This window comes from Pandoraea bronchicola (genome assembly GCF_902459805.1).
Taxonomy (GTDB): domain Bacteria; phylum Pseudomonadota; class Gammaproteobacteria; order Burkholderiales; family Burkholderiaceae; genus Pandoraea; species Pandoraea bronchicola.
The window spans coordinates 309,399-323,330 of sequence record NZ_CABPST010000005.1 but is presented as its reverse complement, the minus strand read 5'-3'; the positions used below and the strand labels follow the sequence as shown (position 1 = coordinate 323,330).

Genomic DNA, 13,932 nt, shown 5'->3' with positions numbered 1-13,932 from the left:
TGCGGGAGTAGCTCAGTTGGTAGAGCGCAACCTTGCCAAGGTTGAGGTCGCGAGTTCGAGACTCGTCTCCCGCTCCAGTTTTCACACTGGGCATTGAGTGAGTTGATCCTTGGTGTTCGGTGTCATGCGGGAGTAGCTCAGTTGGTAGAGCGCAACCTTGCCAAGGTTGAGGTCGCGAGTTCGAGACTCGTCTCCCGCTCCAAATCCAGAGGGAAGCCTGGCTTCCCTTTTTATTTGCCGAAAGCCCACGGCGATCGATCCGACGGGCGCCTTCGATGGCAACATCGAGCGGTTACAATGCGGCATACCTGATGGCGGGATGGCAGAGTGGTCATGCAGCGGCCTGCAAAGCCGTGTACGCCGGTTCGATTCCGACTCCCGCCTCCAAAATTCAAAAGCCCTGACTTGTCAGGGCTTTTTCTTTTTCTGCGTCACAGTGACATCCCGGCTCACTGGAAGAGGGGCGCGGCACTCGACAGCAAGATCAAACCCTGGAAAGCGTACTCGGCGGCATACATGAGGGCGGGGACGATCGGCATGGTGTTTCTCCTTGAGAGTCGCTCTGCGCCGTATTGCGTGAGCTGTTGAGTGAAGTATCTTCCTTGCGCTGCGCCGCCGAAACTGCGATTAATACAACTGTTGTCGCGCCCCCCGCCGATTCGGCGGAAATGTCAGACGCGTCATGCACCCAAGCCACCCGCACACGTGATCGCCGACGTGTTGTCATCTCGCAAGTGAAGAAACGGCACGTTGCCTCGCGCTTCAATCGCCCGACATCTATTTCGGAATGCGATGTTTCGTGGTCGCCGATCCCGGCGGCAATCGTATCGATGCCGGCGAACCGGTCACGCGCGGATGAACGCTGCAGCCTCAGAAGCCAAGTTGCTTGACGAACTTGTCGACTGACGTCGACCACATCTTCCCGCCATAGGTGAGCAGCAGATGGCCGTCGTGGCCGGGTAAGTCTTCCGTGTGGACGAACTGCGCGGGACTGCCCGACGCGGCGAACGCATCGAACCATTGCTGGGGTGCGTCGGGGCCCCAGTACTGATCGTTGTGCGCATAGAGCCAGAGACCGGGGATCTTCGTCGTCTTGCCGAATTCGCCGTAGACGGTTTTCATCTGTTCCGGATCGCAACTGTGTCCCGGCGCGCGCTCGGGCATGCCCCCCGCCCCTCCCGAGAAGTTGATGTAGCCGACTACCCCGGGCGGGTTGGTAGCGGCCGTGGCCACCGTGGTGAAGCCGCCGACCGAGCGACCTTCGAGCACGATGCGCTCCTTGTTCGCCCACGGCTGCGCACGAACCCAGTTCACGGCGGCGAGATTCGCTTCCGCCGTGACCTTGCCGAGCTTCTCGAAGTCAGGACGGCGTGTGCATCGGCCCTGCATGTCGAACGATGCCCCCGAGTTCTCGCGATCCGGCCCTCCCGTCGAGCCATAGCCAACGCGAACCGGTGCAACGATGGCGAAGCCCTTGGCGAGCCAGTAACGCACATGTCCCTTGAGAATCGGTTGATTCATTTTGGCGCGGACCAGGGCATCGGAGGCGCGGCCGTGCTCGAAGACGAGCACAGGGAACGGCCCATTGCCTGACGGCTTGTAGACCTCGGTATGCATGGCGACATCGCCGCCGAAGGTGCCCGCACCCGGCACCACGACGGACACGATTTCCGGTGCGGGATCTGCGGCAGCGGCAGTCGGCGTCGCGTGAACGGCGGCGTCGTCGGTGGCGGCAAAAGCCGTCGAGATGCCGGAGAAGGGCATCGCCAGAAGGAGGGCGAAAAGCCATCCTGCGCGGTGTTGTGAGCGTGCGGCGAAACGTTTCATGGTGATATGTGCCCCCGTGTTTTGGTGCGTGCATGGTGTCTCATGGCGGTACCTCGGCCGTCATTGGACGCGCAGACTGGCGCTCATACTACTTCGCGGCATGGGGCGGCGGCACTCATGCGAACGACTGATGGACAGGTGTCGATCCGGTCGCTCAGATCGTCAGCCTGTCGCCTCGATGAGGTCCGTCGAATCGGCGGCAAAGTACCGTCCCGGCGTGGTGTGGAACGTGCGACGAAAGAGCGCGATGAAGGCGCTCACGTTCTCGTACCCGAGGTCGAGTGCGACCGTCCCGACGGGTTGCCCCGATGCCAGCAGCTCAAGCGCCCGCAGCAGCCGTGCCCGTTGACGCCACGCCGTGAATGTCAGCCCCGTCTCCTCAACGAAACGCCGGCTCACCGTGCGCGGCGCAGTGTTCGCCCACGTTGCCCAGGCATCGAGCGTGCGCGCGTCGGCAGGGTTGTCGACGAGGGCGGCGGCGATGCGCCGCAGGCGCACATCGCTGGGCATCGGCAGACGGAACGCGTCAGCGGGGCTGACGGCGATCTCATCGAGTATCACGTTGATGACGTTGGTCTGCACCCGGTCAGGTGTGCCCAGATCCCATTGCGCTGCGCGCACGACGCCTTCGCGCAACAAACCCGACACCTCGATGGCTCGCGGTTGCTCGGGCAACCTCTCGCATTGGTCTGGCCGAACGTACACCGCCCAGCCGTAAAAGGGGCCGTGAGAAAACGCCGCGTGGGGGACGTTGGGCGGCACCCAGACGGCACGTGTCGTCGGAATCACCCAGGCACCCAGGCTCGTGCGAACGGTAAGCAACCCGTTGAACAGCCCGAGCAATTGTCCCGACGTGTGTTGGTGCGTCTGAGAGACACGCGGCTCGCTGTCTCGCCCGACCAGCGCGATCAACGCCGGATCTTGCATCCCCATGCGATGCACGCGCTCCATCTTCGGTTTCAGATGCTCAGGCAAACTCATGGCTTCATTGCGCTATTAAATGGCGTCAATAGTCTATCAGCGCCAATGATCGGCGCGATATGCTCGGCGCATGTTTCCGAAGGAGCGTTCATATGTCGCATTCCAATCTGCCCACGCTGTCCGCCGTCGATCTCGATCAACGCTACGATCCGCCGTCGGAGATGATCGTCAAGGGCGTCATGCCGAGGTTGTTGCCGTTTCACGTCGCCTATCTCGATGTCGCCACCTTCTTCTGTCTGGCAACGGGAAGTGCCCAGGGCCTCGACGCTTCCCCGCGCGGCGGGGAGCCGGGATTCGTCAGGGTGCTTGACGAGAAGACCGTCGCATTTGCGGACTGGCCGGGCAACAACCGCATCGCTTCGCTGCGCAACCTGACCGAGGACAACCGCATCGGCATGCTGTTTCTGTTTCCGGGGCTGGAGGTCTTCATGCGCATCAACGGCCATGCGCAGATCCGTGTCGAGCCTGCGCTGCTCGATCGATTGAAGGAAGGGGAGCGCACGCCAAAGACCGCCATCGTCGTGACCATTGACGAAGTGCTGTTTCACTGTGGCAAGGCGATCAACCGGGCAAAGCTATGGCGTGCCGAATCCCAACTCGACCGCAACGCGGTGCCGTCGATGGGCGACATGAAGGCCGCGCTGACAGGCATGGACAAAGCCACGGCTAGCGCGATGGACGAAGGGTATTACCGCGCGGTGCGCGGCGATCTGTATTGACGCCGCCGGGCGATCCGGCTTACCCCTGCGGGTTGGCCGATTCCTGCGCGCGGCGCAAACGTTCGCGGCTGTTGGTGAGGTGAGTGCGCATTGCGGCGCGAGCCGCTTCGGGGTCGTGACGGGCGATGGCGTTGTAGATGTCTTCGTGCTCGCGATTCACGCGATTGAGATACGACACCTGATCGTCGTCGGCGAGCGCCGCCGAATTCACGCGCGTACGCGGAATGATCGTGTTGCCGAGCTGTTCGAGGATGTCGTGGAAATAGCGGTTGCCGGTTGCATTCGCCACTTGCAGATGGAAGGCGACGTCGGCCGTCACGGCGTTGCCGGTGCGTTGACGAACGTGCATCTCGAAGTCATCCAGCGCCTGACGCATCAGCTTGAGTTGCGTATCGGTGCGGCGATTCGCTGCCAGACCTGCCGCTTCCGTCTCCAGAGAAATCCGCAGCTCCAGAATCGCCATCACGTCGAGCATCGTCAGAATGCTGTTGGTGTCGACCTGCAGGGAATTCTCGCGCGGCGCTTCAAGTACGAACGTACCGATGCCGTGACGCGTCTCCACCAATTGGCCCGCCTGCAGCCGCGAAATCGCTTCGCGGACAACGGTGCGGCTCACCCCGAGGCTTTCCATGATGGCCGACTCGGTCGGCAGCTTGTCGCCCGGGCGGAACGTGCCGCTGCGAATCTGCTCGGACAAGGCACTCACGACCTCTTCCGTGAGGCTGCGAGACTTGCGGCGAGGACGTGCGGGCAACGGGCTGTTCATGGACATGGCGTCGGTTGGAATTGTGGGTGACGAAACTCGCCCCCAGTTTACCTTATCGACCGTCGCATACATACGACAACCGATAAGAATCGACCGCCAATGCCACACCTCAATGACTGCCGGGCATTGGCGGCCCAAAGCACAACCTCGTGCGACTTCTCGCGATCACTCATGACTGTCTGGATCGGCACCTGGACGGCGCCGGCCCGGACAGCGTTGCTACAGGCGGACAGGCGTCAGAAATCGACCCGAATCCCCAACATGCCGACGAACTGCGAACTCGTTGCCGACGGCGTGCTGTTCTGCGAGTCGCCTACCACCGGACCGGCATTGATGATGCTCGTGGCGTTCGCCGCGAGCGATTTGCCGTTGGCGTGCTGCCACGCTTCGAGCGCGTACAGCGACGTGCGCTTCGAGAGCGAATACACCTGCGCGAGCGAGACCTGATGATAAGTGGCGGAATCGTTGATGCCGTTGGCCTTCGACGCTGCCGTGTAGCTGTACGCCGCCGCCAGGCGCCATTGCGGGGACGCGATCCACGACGCATGCACGCCCGCCGTGTTGAAGATCGCGGTGTCGTGGAACAGCGAGGCTGCCCCCGGCTTGTACTGCACGTTGCTGTAGCTCGCGCCCAGCGTCACGCTGCCGATCGTGTAGATGCCGGCAAAGGCGATGTGCTGCAAGGTATCGGCGGAGAGATAGCCCTGATTGACCGCCGACGCACCGGGCACCCCCGTCGACGCCCCGTTCCAGCTCGTGCCGGTGCCCCCCGCGTTATTCAGCCGCAGATAGCCGGCGGCCAACGACAGCGGGCCGCCGTCGTAGCGCAGTGCGCCGGAATAGGTGTTGCCCTTGCTGAATGCGCCCGCCTGTCCCCCGAAGCCGTATTGCAGGCTGGCCGTCACGCCCCACAGGACCGGCGAGGTGTACGTCACTGAGTTGTTGATACGGATCGTCGTATCGAGACCGTCGATATCGCCCGGGTGCGCGCCGGTCGCCCCCGTCACATATGCGACGGGGCCGATGGTGCCGACCATCAGGTAGTACGGCGAGTACTGACGGCCAATGGTGAGCGTGCCGACCTGGTCGTTCTTCAGGCCGACGAACGCCTGACGATTGAACATCACGCCCGACGAACTGAACGCGCCGCTGTTGACGTCGAAGCCGTTCTCCAACTGGAACAGCGCCTTCGTGCCGCCGCCAAGATCTTCGGTGCCGCGCAGGCCCCAGCGGCTGCCCGCGAGGTTGCCGTTACGCAAGTAGGTGTTCGACTTGCCGTTCTGGTTGCTGCTGTAGGTCAGTGCATCGTCGACGATCCCGTACAGGGTCACGTTCGACTGCGCGAACGCCGGTACGGCGCCGGCGGCGAGACCGGCCAATACTAGCCCGGCAAACAGTTTCGAATGTCTCACGACTTCTCCTTTTGTGATGTGTTTTGTTGGACTTCGCTTGAAACGTTGCTGCGTGCTCACTGGTGCTAAAAACGGGGTGCCTTGCCGCTCCAGTCGGCTTGGTATTTGCGCATCTGTACCGCGTCGTTACGGGTGCGCAGTCCGCAGCGCAGGTACTGCTCGTGCAGCTTGGCCAACTGGTCCTGATCAATTTCGAGGCCAAGTCCCGGTGCTTTTGTCACGGCGACTGCCCCGTTGCGGATGGCGATCTTGCCGCCGCGCACGACTTCCTCGTCTGCGGCTTGCCACGGGTAGTGCGTGTCGCAGGCGTACGACAGGCGCGGCACGCTCGCGGCGAGGTGCGTCATCGCCATGAGGCTGATGCCGAGGTGCGAGTTCGAGTGCATCGACAAACCGAGATCGAACGTCTCGCACATGCGCGCGAGCAGTTGCGTGTCGCGCAATCCGCCCCAGTAGTGGTGATCGGAAAGGATGATCTGCGCGCCATTCAGACGCACGTTTTCGCGGAATTGACGTAGATCGGTCACCACCATGTTGGTGGCGAGTGGCATGCGGGTGGCGCGGTGCAGCTCCGCCATGCCTTCGAGCGTGGGCGTGGGGTCTTCGTAATACTCGAGATCGCCGGCGAGTTCGCGTCCCATCGCAATGGCCGTAGGGAGCGACCAGTTGCCGTTCGGATCGATGCGCAGCGGCTTGTCCGGGAACGCGCGCTTGAGCGCCTTGAGGCACTTCACTTCCTCTGCGGGATCGAGCACGCCTGCCTTGAGCTTGATGCTGCCGAAGCCGTAGGTGTCGATCATCGTGCGAGCCTGCGCGACGAGTTGTTCGGCGTTCAGCGTTTCGCCCCAGCCGTCGGGGGGATAGCCGGTCGCCGGCGCGTCGATGTGGTGCGCGTACTTGAAGAACAGATACGCGCTGTACTGCACTTCCTGACGGACCGCGCCGCCGAGCAATTCGACCAGAGCAATACCCAGATGACGCGCCTGCAAATCGAGGAACGGCACTTCGAACGCGGAATAGATCTTCTCCACGTCCTTGCGCGGGTCGGTGCCCGGTGCGAGTTCGTACGCCACGCGCTCGCCGCGAACGCCCTGACGCACCACCGCCGCCACGCGCTCACGCAGGCCGTTGGTATCGAACGGGTCCATGCCGATCAGGTGGGAGCGGGTGTTCTCAAGCAACGCCAGGACCGGTGCGTCGCCATACGTCTCGCCCAACCCCACATGCCCGTTATCGGTCTCGATTTCGATGATCGACCGTAGGGCATACGGCTCGTGAATGCCGGCGGCGTTGAGTAGCGGCGGGTCGCGAAAAGCAATCGGAGTGATCGTGATGCGCTGGATTTTCACGGCGGCTAATTCCTTTTCTTCGCAGAGGCAGGCAATGGACGAATACGCAATGTGCGTTGATGAGCGTCACTTTTACGTCATCGTATGACTGGCCGTAATTTAGGTGACGCTTAGGGCACCTCTCTATCGGTGTAATCCCTGACGGACGAGAAAATATTCCGAGAAAATCGCCTGAAAACACAAGGAAATACGCGGGTGTTTCGATTTCTTAGGGAAATCTCTGAGGCGCTTGGGCATGTCTTCCGATTGCAAATTCATCACTTGAGTCATATGATGACTTACGAGAAATTCAACTCATAAGAGGAGACAGCATGGCCTTTAGCCGCAGGGGATTCTGGCAACGCACGCTTGGCGCGCTGGCATGTGCCGCCGCACTGGGAAGCATCGCGAGCACCGCAACCGCTGCGCCGGTCGCACTGAACGTCGTTGACGTCGCAGGCAACCTGGCGCTGACGCAGAAGGGCTTCGAGGCATTCCGCGACAAGTACCCGGATCTCGTCTCGAAGATCACGTTCACCAATGCGCCTGCCCCGCAACTGCCGGGCAAGATCAAGGCCATGCAAGCCGCCGGCCGTTCCGACATCGACATCGTGCTCACTGGCACCGACGCGCTCGCCGCCGGTATCCAGCAGAACCTCTGGCAGCGCCTGCTGCCCGACTACAGCGCGAAGTTTCCGGGCGTGCTCGACAAATACGCGCCGAACGTGCGCGCCATGCAGGAACTCTCGAAGGGCTACGGTCTGACCGTGACGTTCATGCCGGCGGGCCCCCTCGTCGAATACAACCCGGCCAAAGTGAGCAACCCGCCGAAGACGCCTGCCGAACTGCTTGCGTGGTGCAAGGCGAATCCCGGCAAGTTGATTTATGCGCGTCCGGCCAACTCGGGTCCGGGCCGCACGTTCCTCATGGGCTTGCCGTATCTGCTGGGCGACAAGGATCCGCACGATCCGGTCAAGGGCTGGGACAAGACGTGGGCGTTCCTGAAGGAACTCGACACGTGCATTCCGTACTACCCGGGGGGCACGTCGGCCGTGATGAAGGAACTGGGTGAGGGCAGCCGCGACATGACCGTGACCGTCACGGGCTGGGACATCAATCCGCGCGCGCTGGGTATCGTGCCGGCGACCTTCAAGGTGCAGTCGTTCGACAAGTTCACGTGGGTCAACGATGCGCATTACATCGTTGTGCCCAAGGGGGTTCCGAAAGAGAAGATGGATGTCATCGTCAAGCTGATCAACTTCATGCTCGAGCCGGCACAACAAGCGCTCACGTATGACGACGGCTACTTCTATCCGGGCCCTGCCGTGAAGGACGTGCCGCTGTCCGCCGCACCGGCAAAGAGCCAGGAAGTGATCGCGAAGTACGGCCGTCCGGAATACGCGAAGCTCATCGCCGACTTCCCGCACGCCGTGCCGCTCGATGCGACGGCGATGGTGGCGGCGTTCCAGAAGTGGGATGCCGAGATCGGCTCGCTGAAATCGAAGTGACCGGAGCGATCGGAGTCGCGTATGAAGCACAACTTTCAACACCTGCGCCTCGATAACGTGGCGCGTAGTTTCACCAACGCCGAGGGACAGTCCGTGGCCGCCCTGAACGGCCTGGACCTGACCATCGAGCGAGGGGAGTTCATTGCGCTGCTGGGGCCCTCAGGGTGCGGCAAATCGACGGCGCTCAACTGTATTGCCGGACTCACGCCGCTGACCGGCGGCGCGATCTGGCTCGACGACGAACGCATCGACGTGCTGCCGAGCGAGAAGCGCGGCTTCGGCATGGTCTTCCAGAACTATGCCCTGTTCCCGCACATGAGCGTGCTCGATAACGTTGGCTTCGGCCTGCGCATGCGCGGTGTGTCGCGCGCCGAGATCGAGAAGCGTGCCCGGGCGGCGTTGCAACTCGTGCAGCTCGTGGGGCACGAGCGCAAGCTGCCGGGGCAGCTCTCGGGCGGGCAGCAGCAGCGTGTGGCGATTGCTCGCGCCATCGTGATCGAGCCGCCCGTCGTGCTGATGGACGAGCCGCTCTCGAACCTCGATGCCAAGTTGCGCATCGAGATGCGCGCCGAGATCCGTCGCATTCACGGCAAGCTAGACCGCGCCACGATCTACGTCACGCACGATCAGGACGAAGCGCTGTCCATGGCCGACCGCATCGTGGTCATGAAGGAGGGCGTGGTGCAGCAGATCGGGGCGCCGCGCGATGTGTACTGCCGTCCGCGCAATCTGCATGTGGCGCGCTTCATGGGCTATCGCAACGTGCTCGACGTGTCGATTACGTCGGCGCAGGGCGATCACGCGCGCTTGTCGTGCGGTGGCGCCTCGTTCGATGGCGTGCTCATGGAGTCGCCCGGCGCTGAGGGCAAGGTCAGCGTGGCGATTCGTCCCGACGATTTCGAACGCGCGCAGGCCGCCAACGACAACGCCTTCGAAGTGGTGGTCGAGACTGTCGAGTACGGTGGCCGCGATTCCCTGTTGCGTGTGGCGTCGCCGTTCGGCCCGCTTTATGCACGTTTGCCCGGCGACTACGCCATCGGAGAACGTGTGCCGCTTCATGTGCCGGCCGATCGCACGCTCGTCTACGCTGGGGAACGGGCATGAGTGCCGCCGCGACTTCCGCGTCGCTCACACCGGCCCCGCGCTTCGACGGCCGGGGCTGGCTGGTCGCCCCGGCGCTCGTGTGCCTGATCGCGATGTTCGTGTACCCGTTCGCCTACGGACTGTTTCTGTCGTTCCAGCCGATGGAGGGCGGTGGTGTCTTCGCGAACTATCTGAAGTTCTTCACTGAACCGACGCTGTGGCCGACAGTGCTCATCACGCTCAAGCTCGCGGTGCCCGCGACGTTGATCAATGTGGGCGCATCGATTCCGGCGGCCTTCGCGCTGCGCAAGAGCACCCGCGCTTCTAAGTTCGTGACGATGCTGCTCGTGGTGCCGGTGACGCTTGGCACAGTGCTCATCGCCGACGGCATGCTGACGTATTACGGTCCGAACGGCTGGTTCCCGCAGGCATTGCACGCACTCCACCTGTACAGCGACGAAGTGCGTCTGACGCATAACTACTGGGGGGTATTGATCTCGCTGGTGATCTCGGGCTTTCCGTTCGCCTTCCTGCTGATCCTGTCGTACGTGACAGGCATCGATCCCACGCTCGCACGTGCAGCCGGTACGCTTGGCGCTGGGTCGTGGCAGCAGTTCCGGCTGATCTATCTGCCCTTGCTGGTGCCCGGACTGACGATGGCCGCGTGCCTGTCGTTCGTGCAGGCGTTCTCGGTGTTTCCATCGGCCGTGCTGCTCGGCGTGCCGGCGGGTGCGACGCGAGTGGTGTCGATCGCAGCGTATGAAGCGGCGTTCGAGAGTTATGACTACTCGCTCGCGTCATGCGTTGCCATCGTGATGGGTTTCGTTCAGTTGCTGATCGTGGCGGGCATGCTCGGCGCGCGCCGGGCGTTCTACAGTGGACCGACGACGGGAGGCAAGGGATGAGCGTGACGGACAAGAATCTGGCCGGAACCCTGGCCGTGCAGAACGGAGATTTCATGACGACGCCTTCGCCCGTGAGTGCGGCAGCGGTGACGCCCGCGGCACGTCGAAAGATGCGTCGCGAAGGACCGGGCTCGCGACTATGGCGCGTGCTGGTGTGGGGTGCGATGATCTTCTTCCTCGTGAATGTCGGGCTGATGATCGCCACCGTCACGACGAACTCTTTCGCGACTCGCTGGTTCGGCACGCCCTTGCCCGAGGGCTTCACGCTGCATTGGTACGCGCAGGCATGGCAAGACTTCCAGCTTGCCCAGGTGCTGTGGGTCACGGTCGAAGTCGTGGGCGCCGTCGTGCTGTTGTCGATCGCGTTGGGTGTGCCCGCGGCGTATGCGCTGGCGCGGGTGCAGTTCCCTGGCAAGCGTCTCGCGATGCTCGTGTTTCTGCTGCCGATGATGGTGCCGCCTGTCACTTACGGCATTCCGATGGCGACGGTGCTCTACAAGGTCGGGCTGGGGGGCACGCTCGCGGGTGTGATTCTCGCGAACCTCGTGCCATCGCTACCGTTCGTGATTCTGGTGATGACGCCGTTCATCGAGCAGATTGACCCGAATCTCGAAGCCGCTGCGCGTATCTTCGGCGCCAACACGCAGAAGTACTTCCGGCACGTGCTGCTGCCATTGCTGGTGCCGGGCATTCTCGCGGCCGGATTGCTGACGCTGGTGCGCACCATCGGCATGTTCGAGCTGACGTTCTTCACGGCGGGGCCCGATACGCAGACGCTGGTCGTTGCGCTCTATTACGCAGTGTTCTCGACCGGGGTGCGGGCACCACAGTCCATCGACGCGATGGCCATGATCTACATGGCCATCACCCTGCTCTGGGTGCTCATTGCATTGCAGTTCGTGAGTCCCACGCAGTTGGTCAGCCGCGTCAAGGAAGCGCCGAAGGGCGAGTAAAGGGGGTGGGAGCTGCGCGGTCCTTCGAAACGACGAAGGCCGTCCGCAGTTCCCGAAGGTTCGCCCTCGCCGTCAACGATCCGTTGAAGCGACTTGCATGGGCATGCGGTGTCTGGCGAAGACAGCGCTGCCCGATTGTTGCGTCGCAACGAAACATATCGATGGAATTCAATGGAATAAGGCGCGTGGCCCGGGCGTTCTGAGAGTGTCGTCACCGACATTTCACTCAGGAGCCAACGTCATGAACCAACGTCAATCGATGTCCGCCATGCTTACCGCAGTCGTGGCCGCCGCAGGTCTCTTCACCGCTGCCGCTGCGCACGCCGAAACCCCGCTCAAAGCCATGGGCGGCATGCTGGTCGATGGTCAGAACCGTACCGTCTACACGTTTGACAAGGACGTGGCCGGCAGTGGCAAGAGCGCCTGTAACGGTCCGTGCGCTGAAGCCTGGCCTCCGGTGACGGCGGCGCCGGGCGCAAAAGCCGAGGGCGATTACACCGTGATCACGCGCGACGACGGCAAGATGCAATGGGCTTACAAGGGCAAGCCGGTCTACCTGTTCACGAAAGACGCCGCGCCCGGCGACATGAAGGGCGATGGCTTCAAGGACATGTGGCACGCTGTCAAGCCCTGAGCGAGGGCATGGGCGGCACTGACGGGGAGCAAGAGGGTGTTGGCGTTCCGGCCGGCCGCGCGGCAAGAGGCAAAGTCGCGGCGGCTCAGTATAATTTCGCGGCAGGCGCCGGCAGTTTCCGCTGGCGATGCTTTGGACTGGCTCGCCGCCAGGCACCCTCCGCCAGGAAATTCGCCGATGACCGGTCAGGATTTGCCCAGCTTGCTCCCGGGCCTGCTGCCACGCCTATGGGCGTTCGCGCTGCGTATCACGGGCGATCGCCACGATGCCGAGGATCTCGTGCAACGCGCTTGCGTGCATGCGCTCGAGCGCGCACATCAGTGGCAGCCAGGCACCTCGGCATTGAGCTGGATGTACCGCATCGTGCATACCACCTGGATCAACGAGATCCGCGCGCGCCGCGTTCGTTCGCGCGGCAGCCTGGCGTGGGAAGACGCCGACGTCGAAGCGGTCCCGGATCTTCAGGCGTCCACGCCTGAAGACCTTGCCAGTTATCACCAGGTGTTCGGCGCCGTCGACCGTCTGCCGGAAGCGCAGCGATTCGTCGTGTTGCTCGTCGCCGTGGAGGGGCTGAGCTATCAGGAGGCGGCGCTCGTGCTCGACGTGCCTATCGGTACGGTCATGAGCCGCTTGTCACGCGCACGCCGCACCATCGGCGATCAGTTCCGCAACCCAGAGGGGCAACCCCGCCGTGCCGACAGTGCCGGCCCTGCGTCCGGCGCATGTGAGGAGGACGCGTGATGAACGAAGACGATATCCGCCTGCTCGCGTACGTCGACGACACACTCTGCGCTGCGGAGCGGCCGGCAGTGGAGGCTGCCATTACCGCATCACCCGAATTGACCGACGCGGTCGAGTCGTTGCGCGCATCGCGTCTGCCCTATCGCGAGACGTTTGCCGCGCAAGTCATTCCGCCGGTGCCGGCAAGCCTGAGCGCCAATCTCCATGCCCTGCTGCGTGCCCATGCGTTGCGGCAGATGCCGGGGGAGGCGAACGCAGCCGATGTCGCGACGCCGCTCGAGTCAGCCGCACCCCTTCGTATCGACGAGGCGCACAACCTGCCAGCCGCCAACGATTCCCCTGTCGGACGACGCGTTCGCGCGGGGTGGCTCGTTGCGGCGTTTGCCGCAGGCGTGGCGGCGACCGTCGTCACCTTGCCGTTGCTGCCGGGGATGTTGAACAAGCCGCGGGCGGGCAATGGCGGACTCACGACCGCCTCTGCGCCGCCGCCGAAGTCGCCGCAAGGCACCACGTGGGTACGGGCCGCAGCCGAATACCAGCAGCTCTATGCGCGGGACACGATCGCGTCCGTGAGGGTCGACGATAGCGACACCGAGCGCACCGTCAACGATATTCGTCAAAACGACAAGCTCGATATCAACGTTCCCGATCTGCGCTCGCAGGGGCTGACGTTCAAGCGTGTGCAACGCTTGCGTTGGCAGGACCGGGCCCTGGTGCAAATGGTGTACCTGCCGCAGACGGGCGATCCCATTGCGTTGTGCGTGGTGCGCGACCCGCGTCCGGATCAAGGGGTGGCGGAGCAGCAAATCGACCGGATGGGGGTGGTGACGTGGCGCAAGGGGCAGGTCGGTTACGCCCTCATCGGCGCACCCGGCTCGGTAGACCTCAAGGGTGTGGCCAAGGCGCTTTCGGACGGGCCTGTCGCGCCGTTGTACGGTCTGTTGATGCTGCCCGGGATTGCACGAGGGCATTCGGCTTCGTAGTCGCTCGATAGCCGCATTCTCGACGCTTTGGCAGGTTGCCCCAATGACAAAACGCCCTCGAATCCGAGGGCGTTTGCCGTTTCAGTACTTGC

General features: G+C 63.1%; 13 protein-coding genes and 3 tRNA genes. 11 read left to right on the top strand and 5 right to left on the bottom strand.

Annotation, left to right across the window (positions count from 1 at the left end; genetic code table 11):
* Position 1: 1 nt before the first annotated feature.
* The 3 genes from PBR20603_RS13040 (at position 2) to PBR20603_RS13030 (ending at position 387) form a co-directional block, all read left to right on the top strand.
* Positions 2-77, top strand: a tRNA-Gly gene (locus PBR20603_RS13040).
* A gap of 49 nt (positions 78-126) precedes the next feature.
* Positions 127-202, top strand: a tRNA-Gly gene (locus PBR20603_RS13035).
* 111 nt (positions 203-313) lie between these two features.
* A tRNA-Cys gene (locus PBR20603_RS13030) sits at positions 314-387 on the top strand.
* Between the two features lie 483 nt (positions 388-870).
* Here the strand turns inward: PBR20603_RS13030 and PBR20603_RS13025 are convergent.
* Positions 871-1,827: a dienelactone hydrolase family protein gene (locus tag PBR20603_RS13025; RefSeq protein ID WP_246174620.1), complete on the bottom strand. Its 957-nt coding sequence runs from the start codon at positions 1,825-1,827 to the stop codon at positions 871-873.
* Positions 1,828-1,989: 162 nt separating this feature from the next.
* Positions 1,990-2,808 carry an AraC family transcriptional regulator gene (locus tag PBR20603_RS13020; protein ID WP_217425962.1) on the bottom strand — a complete coding sequence of 273 codons (819 nt, stop codon included), beginning with the start codon at positions 2,806-2,808 and terminating at the stop codon, positions 1,990-1,992.
* Between the two features lie 92 nt (positions 2,809-2,900).
* Here PBR20603_RS13020 and PBR20603_RS13015 point away from each other — a divergent pair, with 92 nt between their 5' ends.
* Positions 2,901-3,527: a pyridoxamine 5'-phosphate oxidase family protein gene (locus PBR20603_RS13015; RefSeq protein ID WP_150559924.1), complete on the top strand. Its 627-nt coding sequence runs from the start codon at positions 2,901-2,903 to the stop codon at positions 3,525-3,527.
* 19 nt (positions 3,528-3,546) lie between these two features.
* Here PBR20603_RS13015 and PBR20603_RS13010 read toward each other — a convergent pair whose 3' ends face one another.
* The 3 genes from PBR20603_RS13010 to PBR20603_RS13000 all read right to left on the bottom strand — a co-directional run bounded on the left by PBR20603_RS13010 (position 3,547) and on the right by PBR20603_RS13000 (position 7,054).
* A complete protein-coding gene (locus PBR20603_RS13010) occupies positions 3,547-4,293 on the bottom strand; it encodes a FadR/GntR family transcriptional regulator (RefSeq protein ID WP_150559923.1) in 747 nt (248 codons plus the stop codon).
* Positions 4,294-4,529: 236 nt separating this feature from the next.
* Positions 4,530-5,705 (bottom strand): porin, encoded by a 1,176-nt coding sequence (locus PBR20603_RS13005; protein ID WP_246174618.1) that lies wholly within the window; start codon positions 5,703-5,705, stop codon positions 4,530-4,532.
* 65 nt (positions 5,706-5,770) lie between these two features.
* Positions 5,771-7,054, bottom strand: a complete 1,284-nt coding sequence (locus tag PBR20603_RS13000) for a glucarate dehydratase family protein (protein ID WP_150559922.1) — start codon at positions 7,052-7,054, stop codon at positions 5,771-5,773.
* A gap of 311 nt (positions 7,055-7,365) precedes the next feature.
* On the opposite strand from PBR20603_RS13000, the gene PBR20603_RS12995 reads away from it, so the two are divergent.
* From PBR20603_RS12995 to PBR20603_RS12965, 7 genes are all read left to right on the top strand, one after another.
* A complete protein-coding gene (locus PBR20603_RS12995; RefSeq protein ID WP_150559921.1) occupies positions 7,366-8,541 on the top strand; it encodes an ABC transporter substrate-binding protein in 1,176 nt (391 codons plus the stop codon).
* A gap of 21 nt (positions 8,542-8,562) precedes the next feature.
* Positions 8,563-9,645 (top strand): ABC transporter ATP-binding protein, encoded by a 1,083-nt coding sequence (locus PBR20603_RS12990; RefSeq protein WP_150559920.1) that lies wholly within the window; start codon positions 8,563-8,565, stop codon positions 9,643-9,645.
* Positions 9,642-10,529 carry an ABC transporter permease gene (locus PBR20603_RS12985; protein WP_150559919.1) on the top strand — a complete coding sequence of 296 codons (888 nt, stop codon included), beginning with the start codon at positions 9,642-9,644 and terminating at the stop codon, positions 10,527-10,529. The genes PBR20603_RS12990 and PBR20603_RS12985 overlap by 4 nt, the downstream gene beginning before the upstream one ends.
* A gap of 53 nt (positions 10,530-10,582) precedes the next feature.
* Positions 10,583-11,482 (top strand): ABC transporter permease, encoded by a 900-nt coding sequence (locus PBR20603_RS12980; RefSeq protein ID WP_343041934.1) that lies wholly within the window; start codon positions 10,583-10,585, stop codon positions 11,480-11,482.
* Between the two features lie 241 nt (positions 11,483-11,723).
* The gene (locus tag PBR20603_RS12975; RefSeq protein WP_150559917.1) at positions 11,724-12,116 is read left to right on the top strand and encodes a COG4315 family predicted lipoprotein; all 393 of its coding nucleotides are present in this window, start codon (positions 11,724-11,726) and stop codon (positions 12,114-12,116) included.
* A gap of 177 nt (positions 12,117-12,293) precedes the next feature.
* Complete coding sequence (locus PBR20603_RS12970) at positions 12,294-12,857, top strand: RNA polymerase sigma factor (protein ID WP_150559916.1); 564 nt, start codon at positions 12,294-12,296, stop codon at positions 12,855-12,857.
* Positions 12,857-13,840, top strand: a complete 984-nt coding sequence (locus tag PBR20603_RS12965; RefSeq protein WP_150559915.1) for an anti-sigma factor family protein — start codon at positions 12,857-12,859, stop codon at positions 13,838-13,840. The genes PBR20603_RS12970 and PBR20603_RS12965 overlap by 1 nt, the downstream gene beginning before the upstream one ends.
* The last annotated feature ends 92 nt before the right edge of the window (positions 13,841-13,932 follow it).